Genomic DNA, 15,381 nt, shown 5'->3' with positions numbered 1-15,381 from the left:
AGTTGGGAAGAACAGCGAAAGAGGATCGTCCTTTCTCGTTAAGTAAATAAGTTTTTGGCTGTAAAATCTGTATATTTGTCCCCGTAGTTCCTTGAAAACAAGGCTACGGGGAATTAATCGTTAATATATTACTGATATGGATTGGATGAAAAAGGTAGCGGTAGCGTTGGTTTGTTTGCTTCCGCTCAGTTTGCAGGCGGCGAAGGTAGATACTTTGCAAGTGAAAAGTCCTTCGATGAATAAAAGTATAGAGGTAGTCGTGGTAAGTCCGGATGTGGCCGCAACGAAGGCGTGTCCGGTGATTTATTTGTTGCATGGTTACGGCGGTAACGCTCGTACATGGGTAGGTATCAAGCCGGATCTTTCTAAGATCGCTGACGAGAAGGGGATCTTTTTCGTATGCCCGGATGGTAAGAATACGTGGTACTGGGATAGCCCTTTGAATACTGATGTACGGTATGAGACTTTCATCTCGAATGAGTTGGTGAAATACGTGGATTCCCGTTATAAGACCGTAGCCGATCGTAAGGGACGTGCTATTACCGGCTTGAGCATGGGTGGACATGGCGCTATGTGGAATGGCCTTCTTCATAGCGATGTTTTCTCTGCGGCGGGAAGTACTAGCGGTGGCGTGGATATCCGCCCTTTCCCGAAAAACTGGGAGATGAGTGCACAGATAGGCGAGAAGGCGAAATATCCGGAAAATTGGGAGAAGTACACGGTTATCAATTTGGTTCCAACCTTGAAGAAAGACCAAATCGCTTTGATCTTCGATTGTGGTGACAGTGATTTCTTTTTGGAAGTGAATAAAAACTACCATGAGGCGTTATTGAAACAGGGCATCGACCACGACTTTATCACTCGCCCGGGTAATCACGATTCACAATATTGGAATAATTCTATTGATTACCAGATTCTCTTTTTCTGGAAGCATTTCCTGAAGATGAATGCCTTGTGATAAGACCATTTGGCGATTTGACATTTTGACATTTTGTAAACTGAAGTCCCGGAGAATCGATTTTTCCGGGACTATGTACGATTCGTTGCTAAATATGCGAGAAAAAAATAGTAATTCATTTATTGATAATACGATACCGAAAAACAGCCTTTCATTCTAGCGAAAATAATTCATCCTAATTCATATCCATTGACTTCTTTGGGCTATCCGATAGGGTTACGACTGGGTTCTAACCGGGTTACGATGCCCATTCACGACTACTGAGAACCCTATTCGTGACTGTTTATAATGCCCAACGGCAGTATTGGCGTTGCCAAACGCGACTATACGTGTAGGCTTTCATCGCCTTTCGTGCCTGAAAACGGGAATATTCTCACTTAAAAGGGTGTTTTATTGCCCCTCCTGTCTACTGGTTGGATCGGTTCAAACGAACGCCTTGTCACGATTGGTGTTCGAGAAGAAGCATAAAGAAAGCCGAAGGCCGGTTTCTGTATCATGTCGGCAAAGGGGTCCGTTGTTAATGTAAGGAGTCATGTAGTGAGAGGAAAGAAGAAAGTTTCCCGCAGTTATACTCCATATGTACGCTAATTTTCGTACTTTTGCTTCTTGAATCTTGAATATACGAAGGCAATGAATTATCAGCTAAATGCTCCGGGTTCCGCTATCCGGACTACCGTAAAGCTTCCCGCTTCTAAAAGTATCAGTAACAGGGCATTGATCTTGAATGCGCTAAGTTATAGCGCATACGATGTAGAGAACTTATCCGATTGCGATGATACGAATTTGATGGTAAAGGCATTGAACTCGAACGATCGGGATTTTAATGTGGGTGCGGCGGGCACGACGATGCGTTTCCTTACCGCTTTCCTCTCGAAGGTGGTGGGCGAATGGACGATTACGGGAACCGAGCGCATGAAGAACCGTCCGATCAAGGTATTGGTGGATGCGTTGGACGCTTTAGGCGCTCGGATCGAGTATATGGAGAAGGAGGGCTATCCTCCTTTGCGTATTTTCGGGAGTGCCTTGCAAGGCGGGGAGATCTCGCTGCCGGGAAATGTCAGCTCTCAATATATATCCGCTATCTTGATGATCGCCCCGTTAACAGAAAATGGGGTTACGTTGCATTTGGAAGGAACTATTATCTCTAGGCCTTATATCCATATCACGTTGCAATTGATGGAGCAATATGGAGTGAGAGCCTCTTGGACGGAGAATACGATCAAGGTGCTCCCCCAAGAGTATAAGCCGATTCGTTTTACGGTGGAATCCGATTGGAGCGCCGCTTCTTATTGGTATGAGATCATGGCGTTATCGAAAAATGCTGAGATCGAATTGTTAGGTTTATTCAAGAATAGCTTGCAGGGAGATGCCGCCGGAGCGAAGTTGTTTGCTCAATTAGGAGTGGGCACTACTTATACGAGCTGTGGAGTTGTGTTAAGACATACTGGAAATATCTGTAAGAAGTTGGTTTATAACTTTGTGAATGAACCGGACTTGGCTCAAACCTTTGTGGTGACTTGCGTGTTATTAAATATCCCTTTCCGTTTCACGGGACTTCAATCCTTGAAGATCAAGGAGACGGATCGGATCGAGGCATTGAAGACAGAGCTTCGTAAATTGGGTTATGTGTTGACGGATTGTAATGATAGCATCTTGGAATGGAATGGTGAGCGCGGGGAATCGGCATCTCATCCGGTAATCGCTACTTACGAGGACCATCGGATGGCTTTGTCATTCGCTCCCGCCGCTTTGGTACGTCCCGAGGGAATAGAAATCGCCCACCCGCAAGTGGTCAGCAAGAGTTATCCCCATTATTGGGAAGATCTTAGGGCCGCTGGTTTCTCTATTAGGGAATCAGCCCTTTAATTTTCTATTTTCAATTTTCAACTTTCAATTGAATTATGTGGTACATTGTCATAAGTCTTATAGGTCTGGGTGTCGTAGCCGCTATCGCCGGGTATTTCCGGAATAAGAAACTTCAGAAGATGCTGGAACGGGGGGAGATCTCGGAGATCCCCGAACCACAAGAGATCGAGGAAGAGTGCTGTGGACAACATGAGACCTGCGAACGAGACAGCTTATTGGCTGCCGTCAGCAAGAAAATCGAATATTATAACGATGAGGAACTGGATCGGTTCCAAGGAGTGGAAGCGGATGCATACGATGAGGAAGCCATCGAGGAGTTTAGCGAAGTGCTTTATACCCTCCGGGAAGTGGAAGTGGCCGGTTGGCTTCGTAGCCTGCAATTACGAGGAATCAATTTGCCGGATGCCTTGAAAGATGAGGCATTCTTGATCATTGGCGAACGCCGTATTCATTAATTTAGGAAACGAATCATATGGATTTATTGCAATATGCCTTTTTTCAGAACGCTTTAATCGGGAGCTTGCTAACCGCTATCGCTTGTGGGGTTGTCGGGACTTACATCGTATCCCGCCGGTTGGTATTTATCAGCGGAGGGATCACGCATGCTTCGTTCGGTGGTTTGGGCTTGGGTTTTTATTTGGGAACAAATCCGATCTTGATGGCGATGCTGTTCTCCATCCTCTCCGCTTTTGGCGTGGAGTGGGCGAGCAAGACGCAAAACGTAAGGGAGGATTCGGCCATAGCGGGTGTATGGTCGCTGGGTATGGCTTTGGGAGTAATCTTCATTTTCCTTACCCCGGGGTACGCCCCGAACCTGTCCGCTTATCTATTTGGTAATATCTTAACGATCTCTACGGTCGATATCTTGTGGATTTTAGGATTGGTCGTATTGCTGATACTCATATTCTCCCTTTTCCTCCGTGAGATCGTTTACGTGGCGTTCGACCGTGACTTCGCTGTCACGCAAGGCCTACCGGTAAAATGGATCGAGTATACGATGATGTGCTTTATCGCCATGACAATCGTTCTTTCGATCCGGTTGGTAGGGATTATGCTATTGATGAGTTTGCTGACCCTGCCTCAAATAACGGTGAACCTGTTTACTTCCGACTTCAAGAAGATCATATGGGGAAGTATCGCGATCGGCTTTCTGGGTTGCGTCTCCGGACTGGTTCTTTCTTATTTCCTGAACGTGCCTTCCGGTGCGTTTATCATCTTGTTTTTGGTGGTCCTCTTTTTGGCCTTGAAAGCAATAAAACCGTTGTTACGGCGTTAATTAAAGAATGAAAAAAGGGTTTTACTACATAGTGGCGTTATTAACGGTACTCTTGCTTTGGTCGTGCAGCACGAAGAAGAACACGAAAGCGAGCCGTTTTTATCATGCCTTTACGACCCGTTATAATATTTATTTCAATGGAAAACAAGCGTTTGACGAGGCACTGAAAAGCCAACAGGACGGATATAAAGAGAACTATTCCGACAGGATCTATATGTATCCGATTAGCGCCCAGCCTAAAGACAAAGCCGAGCCGGGCGGCCCTTTCGACCGGACGATCGAGAAAAGTAATAAAGCTATTAAGCTACACTCCATAAAAGCGAAACCGGCCAAGAAACCGGGCTGGCGGAATAATCCCAAACTACGTGCTATCCAAGAACAAGAGGAGTATAACCCTTTCTTAAAGAATAGTTGGCTGATCATGGGACAGGCGCAATTCTACAATGCCGATTTCCTGCAAGCCTCCGCTACCTTTTCCTATATAGCCCGTCATTACGCGAAGGACGAGGAGGTCGTGGCCGAGGCCCGTTTGTGGCAAGCCCGCTGTTATTCCGAGATGGGTTGGTTCTATGAATCCGAGGATATCTTGGATAAGATGAACAAGAACGGTATTCCTGCTTCTGCCTTGAAGCAATATGCGGCGGTGTATGCCGATTATTTGATCAAGAACGGGCAGTTCGAGGATGCCATCCCTTATCTGAAGACCGCTATCAAGGCGGAGAAAAACCGGAAGCAACGTACCCGGATGAAGTATCTTTTGGGACAAATCTATGCGGATCAAGAATTAGATGGCTTGGCTTATAAGACCTTTGGTGAGGTAGCTCGTTCGAATCCTCCGTATGAGTTGGAATTTGCCTCACGTATCCGTCAGACGGAAGTATTCTCGGGCACGAACTACTTGAAAGTGGTGAAGATGCTGGAGAAAATGGCGAAAAGCCAAAAGAATAAGGATTATCTGGATCAAGTATACTACGCTTTAGGAAATGTATACCTCAGCCGGGAAGATACGGTGAATGCCATAAAGAACTATCAACTCGGTATTGATAAGAGTACATTGAATGGAATGGATAAGGCGATTTGCCAGATAAAGCTGGGAGATATCTATTTTACGATGCGGGATTACGTGAAAGCGCAACCTTGTTTTAGCGGAGCCTTAGCTGGAATTCAAAAGGAATACAAGGATTATGAACGGGTTTCTAAATTGTCGGCGATTTTGGATGAATTGGTTGTGCATGTAGAAGCGGTCCACCTTCAAGATAGTTTGCAAGCCTTGGCTAAATTACCGGAAGCGGAGCGATTAGCGATTATCGATAAGAAGATTGAGGAGGTAAAGAAAGAGGAGGAAGAGGCGAAAGCCTTGGCTGAGAAAGAGGCTTATTTGGCCGAGCAGGAAGCGAAAGGCACCGGAATCGACCGCCCCGGTACGGAAACCAACGCTGTTGTCTTGCCGAATGCGGCCGGTGGAGCGTCTTTTTATTTCTATAATCCTCAGACTGTAGCGCAAGGAAAGACACAGTTCCAGCGTAAATGGGGACGTCGTCCGTTGGAAGATCACTGGCGCCGCCGTAAGAAGGAACTCTCTACCTTTAATGAGAATCTGGATGAGGAGATGTTGGCTGAGGGAGATTCCACAGTAGGGCCGGACGGTGAGCCGTTGCCGGCCGATTCGATAGGAGGTGACCTGCCGGCTGTTGCCGCCGATGATCCGCATACCCGTGAGTATTACCTACAGCAGCTACCTTTCACGCAAGAGGATATAGACGCCTCTAACATTATTATTATAGATGGCCTTTACAATATGGCGATGATCTATAAGGATAAGTTGGAGGATATCCCCTTATCTGTCGAGGCGTTCGAGAATCTGGAACGTCGTTTCCCTGATCATGAGCACCGCTTGGAGAGCTATTATCAAGTATACTTGATGGCCTTGAAAATCGGAAATACAGCGTTGGTTACCGAGTATAAGAATAAACTAATGAACGCCTTCCCTGAAAGCGATTATGCGGTGGCGGTAGCTGATCCGAATTACGAGTATAATATCCGGATGATGGATGTGGTACAGGACTCGATCTATCAGGCTACTTACGACCGCTATCTGGAGAGCGATACAGCGTATGTCCGTAAGAGTTTCCGGTACGTAAGCGAGAAATACCCATTGGCTACGTTGATGCCTAAATTCATGTTCTTGGATGCGTTATCCTATGTGCAAGCCGGGGATGCGGAAGGCTTTAAGAATGCCTTGAAAGCGCTGGTCGAGAAGTATCCGAACGCGGATGTCACGGAACTGGCCGGGGAGATGTTGAAAGGTGTTCTTCGGGGACGTGCCTTGGTGCAGGGCGGTGTGAAAGGTATGAGTTGGAACCTACGATTCGGTTTGGGGGAGGATGGTATGTTATCTGCCGAGGATTCGGCTCGTGTATTTAATCCGGAACGGAATACACCTTATCAGATGCTTTTGATATATCCTACGGGTAGCGTAGATCAGAATCAGTTGCTATTCGCTGTTGCCGCTTATAACTTCGCGAACTTCATGGTGAAAGAGTTTGATTTGGCTTTGGAGCAGGCCGGCCCGATCAGTATGTTGGCGATCAAAGGATTTATCAATTTCGACGAGATTATACAATATTATAAGATGATATACGGTAAGGATGGCTATGCTACGGCCTTGAATAAAGCAGTTGCCGTGTTACCGATCTCTGATGATAATTATGAGACCTTGATGCGTGGCAAGACCTTGGATGAATATATCACCTTCTTCGATGATAGCTTCGGTGAGGAATTACCGGATCTGGCTGCCCGTTGGAAAGCCCGTATGGAAGCCGCTAAGGAGGAGGAGGCGACTGAAGATGAAATGATCACGGAGGAAGAAGCCGAAGTGCCGGAAGAGGAACAATGGCCTGTTCAAGAACCTGTCCGACAGCCCGAGATACAGCCTATACCAGTCGTCTCGGATACGATTGAGGGCCCTGCGTTTGACAAACCGGAAATCCAGCCTGTCGATACCCTTCGTAAGGATACGGTTCCTGTTGTTCAGCCGGCGGTTGAGGATCAAGGCATGACCTTGAAAGAAATCCAAGAGATCCGTAAGCAGGAAGCTGCCGAAGAAGAAACCCGCAAGGAAGAGGCTCGTAAGGATTTCGAGGCTCAGCAAAAGGCGAATAAGGAATTACGTGAACAGAAAGTGAAAGAACAGGAAGAACTTCTCAAGAAGCAAGCGGAGGAAGAACGTGCCTTGTTGAAAGCGAAGGCCGATCGGGAGAAGCAGTTGGAAGCCGATCGCAAAGCCAAGCTGAAACAAGCGGAAGCCGACCGTAAGGCGAAACTGAAGGCTCGTGAGGAGCTTCGTAAGGAAAAAGAACGTGCTTATAAGCAACGCCTGAAACAGAAGGAAAAAGAGCGCAAGGAGAAGGAACGCTTATACAAGCAAAAATTGAAAGAGAAGGAAAAAGTCCGCAAGGAAGCTTTGCGGGAAAAGGAAAAGGCCGCCCGGGAAAAGGCCCGGAAGCGTTAATTGCATTAGATATTCTTTATTTATCCAAATAGCTCTTCTTGAAGATATTTATGCAAAGAAGGAATAAGGATAATAACAACGGCCCGAAAATAATCCCCATAAATCCGAATAAGGACAACCCGATTACGACTCCGAAGACGGTGATCAACGGGTGTATATCCGCCAACTTCTTTTGTAGGATAAAACGAATCAGATTATCGACATTCGTAATAACGAGCAAGGCATAAATAGTCAATCCCAAGGCATGTACCCAATCTCCGTTTAAAGCCATATAAGCCGCCAGCGGAACCCAGACCAAGGCGGTCCCTACAATGGGAATGATCGTGGCGATACAAGTGAGAAATCCAAATAAAAGCGGATCGGGAGTCTGAAAGATAAAGTAACCGATCACCGCCACGATACCTTGTATCACCGCCAAAAGAGGGATACCTATGGCGTTCGATTTTACGATCATATGGATCTCGTTGAGTACCTCATCCTTGTTTTGGTCACTGAATGGGAATAAGGTATATAGATAGTTTTCCATCTTTCTTCCACCTATCAGCATGAAGTACAGGATGAAAATCAATACGACGACATTTACGGCGAAACTGCTTATGCTACCCACTAAGAATTGTCCGATTTGTGGGAGTATAGAGGCCGCTTTTAATAAGTTTCCTCTATCCAGTACATCAAAGCCTGTCTTTTCTTGGACTAGATCCGCTATGTGCTGGCCTGTATTCAGCAGTATAGTCGGATCTAAATTAATATTTTGGATTTTGTTGATAACCAACCAAATTGCCAATGTGATCGGGATTAAGAAACATAAAATCGTTTCCCCTAGTAACAACAGAGCAGCAAAAGCCGGTCTCATATTCAGCTTTTCAGTCAGATGGAACATCTGTCCACGCAGCAATATATAGATGGTGAATGCTCCAAGTATACCTCCAAGAAATGAGGTAATCTTAAAAAATAAAATTACCCCTAGTCCTAATATGATAGTGATCAATGAGTATCTCCAGTAATGTTCTTTTACGTTTTCCATATACATTCATGCCCTTGTTTATCTGAAAACAAGAAAGGAGAAGTCATTGTTTATCGGATTTCTTATTCTTTGGGAAGCTGTTTACCTTCAACGAAGGTTTCCGATAGCTATACTTTTTTTGATAGCTGAGCGATCGGCTAATTTGCATGCGCCTTTCTCATATCTTGTTTTTTAGTCGTTTGGTACCAATAATAAGTTATCCTTATAGGACAATGGGGGATTATATTGGATTTCCCGGTTGTCTCTCGGGGTAGCGGATCGTAAGAATGGCGACTGGCCGGTTATCTCGTAAATAGCTTGTCCTAATAAGGGGTCATTCAAATCTCCGAATTCTACCAGATCACTCTTGAACTCATCAATAGCTACATCGGGATGAAATCCACCTTCATAATCAGCTTCCCGATCCTTATTATAAATATGGAAAGTGACGGGAGAAAGTATCCAGCCATATTTTTTAGATTCATCGTAGATTGTCATACCGACAGTCTTACCCAAAGTTTGCTTTCCGATCACCCGAACGTCTAGATAAGATCGTAGCGAGTTAATGATAAGTTCGGAGGCGGAAGCCGTAGTTGAACCTGTCAAGACAAATAACCGTTGTAGGTTTAAGTTTCCTGCCATAACCTCGGTCGTTTTGAGTAAAGGCAGGGTCTCGTTTTTATTGGAGTTTTTATCGTTGTACTCCATGATACATAGGGGACCTCCTAAAGCGCTTTCACGGACTAATAGCGAAGCCAGTAATTGGGCGCAATTGACAAGTCCACCCCCATTATAGCGTAAATCGAGTATGAACTCATTGACATTGCGGCTTTTGAATTTCTCGAAGAGTTGTTGCAAATAAAGATTATAACTTGTGTCGCTATAATCGTATTCGTCCGGTCCGGAGGCGAAGTGGTTGTACATCAAATAGCCGATTCGCTTATAGCCATATATGTATACGGAGTCTTTTAGGAATGGGGTGTCTTTTACCGCTCGGGATGCGTTCAGGGTGACTTCCCGGGTAGGGACAAGTTTGTTGCCATTTCCTTGGGCTTCTCCTAGTTGAAGGGATATGCTTCCTCCGTTTCTCAATACGTCATAATCGGGGGAAATACCTAGAGAGCCGTTTACTCCAAGTATCCAATCTCCCCGTTTCAGTCCGGCCTCTTCGGCGGGTGAATCTTTCAATACATAAAGAATGATGGCTATTTTATAGGTGCTGCTTCCATCTTTAAGGTTGGAAGTTGCGAAATCGAATCCATAGGAGTTGTTCGTGTCATAAATACTCTTTGTTGCGGTCGCTTTCTCTAATTGGGAGAAGTAATGATGACCTTCAGAAAACTCTTTCCCGTCTTTATCGGATAACAGGCCCTTGAAGAAGCTCTCCGGATCAAGACTAAAGTCCAAGGAACTTTTATCCGGCAACTCGGCATACCAAAGATAATTCTCTCGCATCGTTTGCTCGATCCATTGATTCACCTCATTGTCGGTTGCCGGAATGTCAATATCGTCTTTCTCGCAAGCGGAGAATGCCAAAAGGCTAAGGATAACGATCGTATAATACTTATAATTCATAGTGGATTATATTAAAAACAGCCCTTTTTCAATAACGGAAAAGGGCTGTTGATATTGTTAAGGACAAATATACGCTATATTTTTTTCTCGATAACCGCTTGAACAACATTTAATACATAATCGCCCAGCTTTTCACTTTCACTAACCATGTCCATGTAATAAACGCCATCTTGATATTGGTACAGCTTATTGTTGATATCTTCGATATTCCGGCTCTTCAACTGGTTACGATAGTTGTTGATCTCGTTTTCTATGTTATAAGAAGGATTGATATCATCATGTATGAGTTCCGGCTTATGCAAAATTAAGTTCATGCGATTTAACGCCTCGGATACCAACTCGAACATATGATCCAAATGCTTGTTTTGCTCCTCCGTGAATTCGGATTTGAACTCGTTTCGGCGTTTGATACTTCGAGCAAGGTTATTACAAGAATCCGCTATACTCTCGATTTCCGATACGGCACGTAGCATGATACGGATTTCTTCTTTACTTTCAGAACTTAAACGGCCTTCCGATACGGCAGTCAAGTAATTTGCGATCTCGATCTCCATGCGGTCGCTGATATTCTCGTATTTCTCGACGCGGCTATAAGCCTTGAAGAAGGTCTCCTCATTCTTCTCATAGAATAATTCTTTCACCATATTAAACATCCTGGCCGTACGCTCGGCGAATAAAGAGATTTCTTTATGAGCTTGTAGGATGGAAAGCTCGGCGGTGGATAACATACCTCCCGTGATATAGCGAAGGCGGTATTCCTCGTCTTCCGCCTTGGACTTGATAAGCGTACATACGGTCTTCTCAATCAAGCTTACGAACCAGATCATGATGAAAGTATTACTGATATTAAATGCAGTGTGGAACGCTGCCAGTTTAAAGGATACCGCTACAGCCGGATCGCTGACTTTCATTACATGGGTAACAAACCATGAGACGGCATTTGTAAAAGGGTAGAAAAGCACCAAAACCCACATGACACCGAAAACGTTGAAAACAAGGTGCGCTAATGCGGCTCGGCGCGCTTGTGTGTTTCCGGTTAATGCGGCTAAGTTGGCTGTAATCGTGGTTCCGATATTCTCGCCTAATACCAAAGCGACTCCCAAATGGTAATCGATCCAGCCGTTGGCGCACATAATCAATGTAATGGCCATCGTAGCGGCGGAGGCTTGTACGATCATGGTTAAAATGGCTCCGATGAATAAGAACAAAATGATAGAGAAAAATTCCATATCCGTATAATTCTGCACGAAAGCCAGCATTTCCGGATTCGCTCCGAGGTCCGGGGCGTTTGCCTTTAAACTTTGAAGGCCCATGAACAGGAACGCGAAACCAAAAACAAATTCACCAATTGATTTACGAGAGCTTTTTCCTGAGAAGAAGAGTGGGAGAGCGAAAGCTAAAAGGGGAAGGGCGAATGCGGCGATATCGACCTTGAAACCGAGGGCGGAGATAAGCCATGCCGTTACCGTGGTTCCGATGTTGGCACCCATAATGACTCCGATGGATTGGGTCAATGTCAAGAGTCCGGCATTCACGAAACTCACGACCATAACCGTCGTAGCCGATGATGATTGGATGAGAGCCGTTATTAACACCCCAGTGAGCATACCGGTCACTCTGTTCGTGGTCATCGCGGTTAGTATTCGCCGTAAACTGTCACCCGCGAATTTTTGTAACCCTTCACTCATGATCTTCATTCCGTACAAGAACAGCGCCAAGGAACCGATCAGTCGGAGAAAATCAAAAAAAGAATAGTCCATTTAAATTACGTTTAAGTGGATTGTATATCCGATTAATATTCCTAACTTTAGGGGGCGAATTTACAAATAATAACTGAGATAGTATGTCTGAGACAATAACAATTTACTGTAAAAATAATAATACCTACAAGGATGTACCCATTGGTTCTTCGTTGTTGGACATTTATACGGCGGTTGGCGCTCCGCTTCGGTACAGGCCGATGAATGCGCAAGTGAATAATAAGACGGAAAGCTTGAACTTCCGCTGTTGGCAGCCGAAGGATATCGAATTTATCGACTATACTCAATTATCCGGGTTGAGAACCTATGTCCGCTCGCTTTGCCATATATTTTCCAAGGCGGTGTATGATATTTGGCCGACGGCTACCTTAAATCTGGAACATCCGATATCGAAAGGTTACTATTGCGTGATCCATAACGGCAAGAGCGTTGATCCAGAGACGATCGAGAAGATCAAGAAACGTATGTGGGAATTGATCGACGCAGATCTTCCTTTCCTCCATAAGAGTGTCCGTACGGCGGATACCGCCGTATTGTTCCGGGAGCGGGGTATGAATGATAAGGCACGATTGATCGAGACCGCTGGTATGCCTTACACCTCTTATTATGAATTAGACGGATATATCAACTTCTTTTATGGTTGCTTGACTCCGTCTACGGGCTATATTCAAATGTTTGACTTGGAACCTTATATGGATGGCGTCTTGCTTCGTATACCGAAACAGACGGAGCCGTTGGAATTGCGGCCTGTTATCAATCAAGATAAGATGTTCGAGGCGTATAAGGAGCATCTTATCTTGCAACGTACCGTCGGGCTGGATAATGTGGGGGATTTAAATCTGGCGATAGAGAAGGGATTGTCGCAGGATATCATTTTAGTCTCGGAAGCCATGCAGGAAAAGCAAGTGGCCAAAATCGCCGAGAAGATCGCCGATGGATATAAAGAGGGCATCCGTATCGTCTTGATCTCCGGTCCTTCTTCTTCGGGAAAGACTACGTTTTGCAAACGTTTGCAGGTACAATTGACGACTAACTTGCTTCATCCGGTAGGCATTTCCTTGGATGATTATTTCTTGAACCGGGAAGATACACCGAAGGACGAGCATGGCGAGTATGATTTTGAATCGTTGTATGCGCTGGATTTACCCTATTTTAATAAGGATTTGAAGAAGTTGTTATCCGGGGAAGAGATCGATTTGCCGACTTTTAATTTCGAGACCGGGCAACGGGTTTTTAAAGGGAGGAAGCTTAAACTTCGTGAGAACTCTATTTTAGTGATAGAAGGTATTCATGCCTTGAATCCGGAACTGACGGAGTTTATCGATGATAAGTATAAGTATCGAGTGTATGTATCGGTCTTGACCTCTATCTCTTTGGATAATCACAACTGGATACCCACGACGGACAATCGCCTGTTGCGCCGTATCATCCGGGATTATCGCTTTAGGGGATATTCGGCGGAAGATACGATCAACCGTTGGCCGAGCGTTCGCCGGGGTGAGGATAAATGGATCTTTCCGTATCAGGAGAATGCGGACGCTATGTTTAATAGCGCCATGTTGTATGAGCTGGCCGCCTTGCGCAAATTCGCGGAACCGATCCTCGCGCAAGTGCCGGAGAGTAGTAAGGCGAATGCCGAGGCGTATCGTCTGCTCCGTTTCCTCCGCTACTTTAATTACATCCCGACGGAGGAACTTCCCGGAACTTCCTTGCTCCGTGAATTCTTGGGGGGAGGAAGCTTCAAGTACTAGGTAGAATCATACTCTATAAAGCCTTTAAAAAAAGACGTACGTGTTTTTCCGAAAACATGTACGTCTTTTTTTCATATCTTTGTCTATGAGTCACATTAAACACAAGACGATATGAACCAGACTATTTACCCCATCGGCATACAGAACTTCGAGAGCCTTCGCAAAGACGGGTATCTCTACATTGATAAAACCGCCTTGATTTATCAATTAGCGAATACCGGACGCTATTATTTCCTCAGCCGTCCCCGCCGCTTCGGGAAAAGCCTGGTGCTATCCACCTTGGAGGCCTATTTCCAAGGAAAGAAGGAGCTGTTCGAGGGACTGGCCATGGAGAAGCTGGAGAAAGAGTGACCAAGCATCCGATCTTGCATTTTGACTTGAATATCTCCCACTACGACGCCCCTGACAGCTTGTATAAGATATTAAATGATACTTTGTCCAGATATGAGGAGGAGTATGGGACACGGCCTACCGAGGAGACCCTGCCCCTCCGCTTCGCCGGAATCATCGACCGGGCCTACCGCAAAACCGATTCCGGAACATGCTCAAACCCTTCTACGGCGTGTTGAAGACCATGGACAGGGCTATACGCTTCGCCCTGCTGACCGGCGTGACCAAGTTCGGGAAGGTAAGCGTCTTCAGCGACCTCAACAATCTGGACGATATATCCTGCGGGAGCCTTACGCCGCCATTTGCGGCATCACGGAAACGGTACGACGGTTATCATTTCGTGGCCGGTGGCCCGAGTATTTATAACCCTTTCAGCCTGCTGAATACCTTCAAGTATATGCGGCTCGGCGATTATTGGTTCGAGACGGGCACGCCCTCTTACCTGGTGGAATTGCTGAAACGAACGAACTACGACCTGTACGACATGGCCAACACCGAGACCGATGCCGACGTGCTGAACAGCATCGACTCCACTTCCCGGAACCCCATTCCCGTCATCTACCAAAGCGGGTACCTCACGATCAAGGATTACGAGCCGGAATTCAAGATCTATCGCTTAGGTTTCCCCAACCAAGAGGTAGAGGAGGGTTTCATGAAATACTTACTGCCGTTCTATACGAACATTCAAGCCTCGAAGTCTCCTTTCGAGATAGGCCGCTTTGTGAGAGAGGTACGGGCAGGAGACTACGACGCCTTCTTCCACCGCCTGCAAAGCTTCTTCGCCGATACCTCTTACGAGGCGATTATTGGCCGGAACCCGGAACGGGACACGGAGCTGCATTACCGCAATGTGCTCTTCATCGTCTTCAAGCTGGTCGGACTGTACACGCAAGTGGAATACCACACCTCGAACGGACGCATCGACCTCGTCCTACAAACCGACCGCTACGTCTATATCATGGAGTTCAAGCTGAACGGAACCGCAGAGGAGGCTCTGCGGCAGATCGACGAGAAAGGCTACGCCCTACCCTTCGCCGCTGATAAACGGCAAGTGATCAAGATCGGCGCGAACTTCTCCTCAGAGACCCGGAATATAGAACGATGGCTGGTAGGATAAAAAAGCCTGTTTTATCCATATATACTTACTTTGCGGATGAAGTATATATCCTATGCCCGGAGAAGATATACTTCATCGGCAAAGTAAGTATATCTTCTCTGGGAAAAGGCTTCTCAAGTTGACTATGCCTAAATTTACTTCACAGATTTTACTGTTATTTTCTAAGGTACTTCA

General features: G+C 45.8%; 9 protein-coding genes and 1 pseudogene. 7 read left to right on the top strand and 3 right to left on the bottom strand.

The features are described from left to right. Window positions 1-145 precede the first annotated feature (145 nt). From E5342_RS08025 to E5342_RS08005, 5 genes are all read left to right on the top strand, one after another. Complete coding sequence (locus tag E5342_RS08025) at window positions 146-958, top strand: alpha/beta hydrolase (RefSeq protein WP_168354467.1); 813 nt, start codon at window positions 146-148, stop codon at window positions 956-958. Between the two features lie 630 nt (window positions 959-1,588). After that, entirely contained in the window at window positions 1,589-2,824 is a 1,236-nt protein-coding gene (locus tag E5342_RS08020) for a 3-phosphoshikimate 1-carboxyvinyltransferase (RefSeq protein WP_135959157.1), read from the top strand. A gap of 35 nt (window positions 2,825-2,859) precedes the next feature. Then, on the top strand, window positions 2,860-3,279 hold the full coding sequence (locus E5342_RS08015) for a hypothetical protein (protein ID WP_036618667.1): 420 nt from the start codon (window positions 2,860-2,862) through the stop codon (window positions 3,277-3,279). Window positions 3,280-3,296: 17 nt separating this feature from the next. Continuing rightward, complete coding sequence (locus E5342_RS08010; RefSeq protein ID WP_036618669.1) at window positions 3,297-4,100, top strand: metal ABC transporter permease; 804 nt, start codon at window positions 3,297-3,299, stop codon at window positions 4,098-4,100. Between the two features lie 7 nt (window positions 4,101-4,107). Continuing rightward, complete coding sequence (locus E5342_RS08005) at window positions 4,108-7,611, top strand: cell envelope integrity protein TolA (protein ID WP_121736028.1); 3,504 nt, start codon at window positions 4,108-4,110, stop codon at window positions 7,609-7,611. A 16-nt stretch (window positions 7,612-7,627) separates the two neighbouring features. Here the strand turns inward: E5342_RS08005 and E5342_RS08000 are convergent, their stop codons facing one another. The 3 genes from E5342_RS08000 to E5342_RS07990 all read right to left on the bottom strand — a co-directional run bounded on the left by E5342_RS08000 (window position 7,628) and on the right by E5342_RS07990 (window position 11,949). Continuing rightward, window positions 7,628-8,641, bottom strand: a complete 1,014-nt coding sequence (locus tag E5342_RS08000; RefSeq protein ID WP_135959156.1) for an AI-2E family transporter — start codon at window positions 8,639-8,641, stop codon at window positions 7,628-7,630. Window positions 8,642-8,806: 165 nt separating this feature from the next. Continuing rightward, a complete protein-coding gene (locus E5342_RS07995) occupies window positions 8,807-10,189 on the bottom strand; it encodes a S41 family peptidase (protein WP_121736026.1) in 1,383 nt (460 codons plus the stop codon). Window positions 10,190-10,263: 74 nt separating this feature from the next. Then, window positions 10,264-11,949 carry a Na/Pi cotransporter family protein gene (locus tag E5342_RS07990; protein ID WP_135959155.1) on the bottom strand — a complete coding sequence of 562 codons (1,686 nt, stop codon included), beginning with the start codon at window positions 11,947-11,949 and terminating at the stop codon, window positions 10,264-10,266. Between the two features lie 83 nt (window positions 11,950-12,032). On the opposite strand from E5342_RS07990, the gene E5342_RS07985 reads away from it, so the two are divergent. Both E5342_RS07985 and E5342_RS20305 read left to right on the top strand, forming a co-directional pair. After that, on the top strand, window positions 12,033-13,700 hold the full coding sequence (locus E5342_RS07985; RefSeq protein WP_121736024.1) for a nucleoside kinase: 1,668 nt from the start codon (window positions 12,033-12,035) through the stop codon (window positions 13,698-13,700). Between the two features lie 111 nt (window positions 13,701-13,811). Next, window positions 13,812-15,207, top strand: a pseudogene (locus E5342_RS20305) (ATP-binding protein). Window positions 15,208-15,381 lie beyond the last annotated feature (174 nt).

Source organism: Parabacteroides distasonis, assembly GCF_004793765.1.
In the GTDB taxonomy this organism is placed as follows: Bacteria; Bacteroidota; Bacteroidia; order Bacteroidales; family Tannerellaceae; genus Parabacteroides; species Parabacteroides distasonis_A.
Note: the sequence above shows the minus strand (reverse complement) of the source record. Positions and strands in the feature narration are given on the sequence as shown.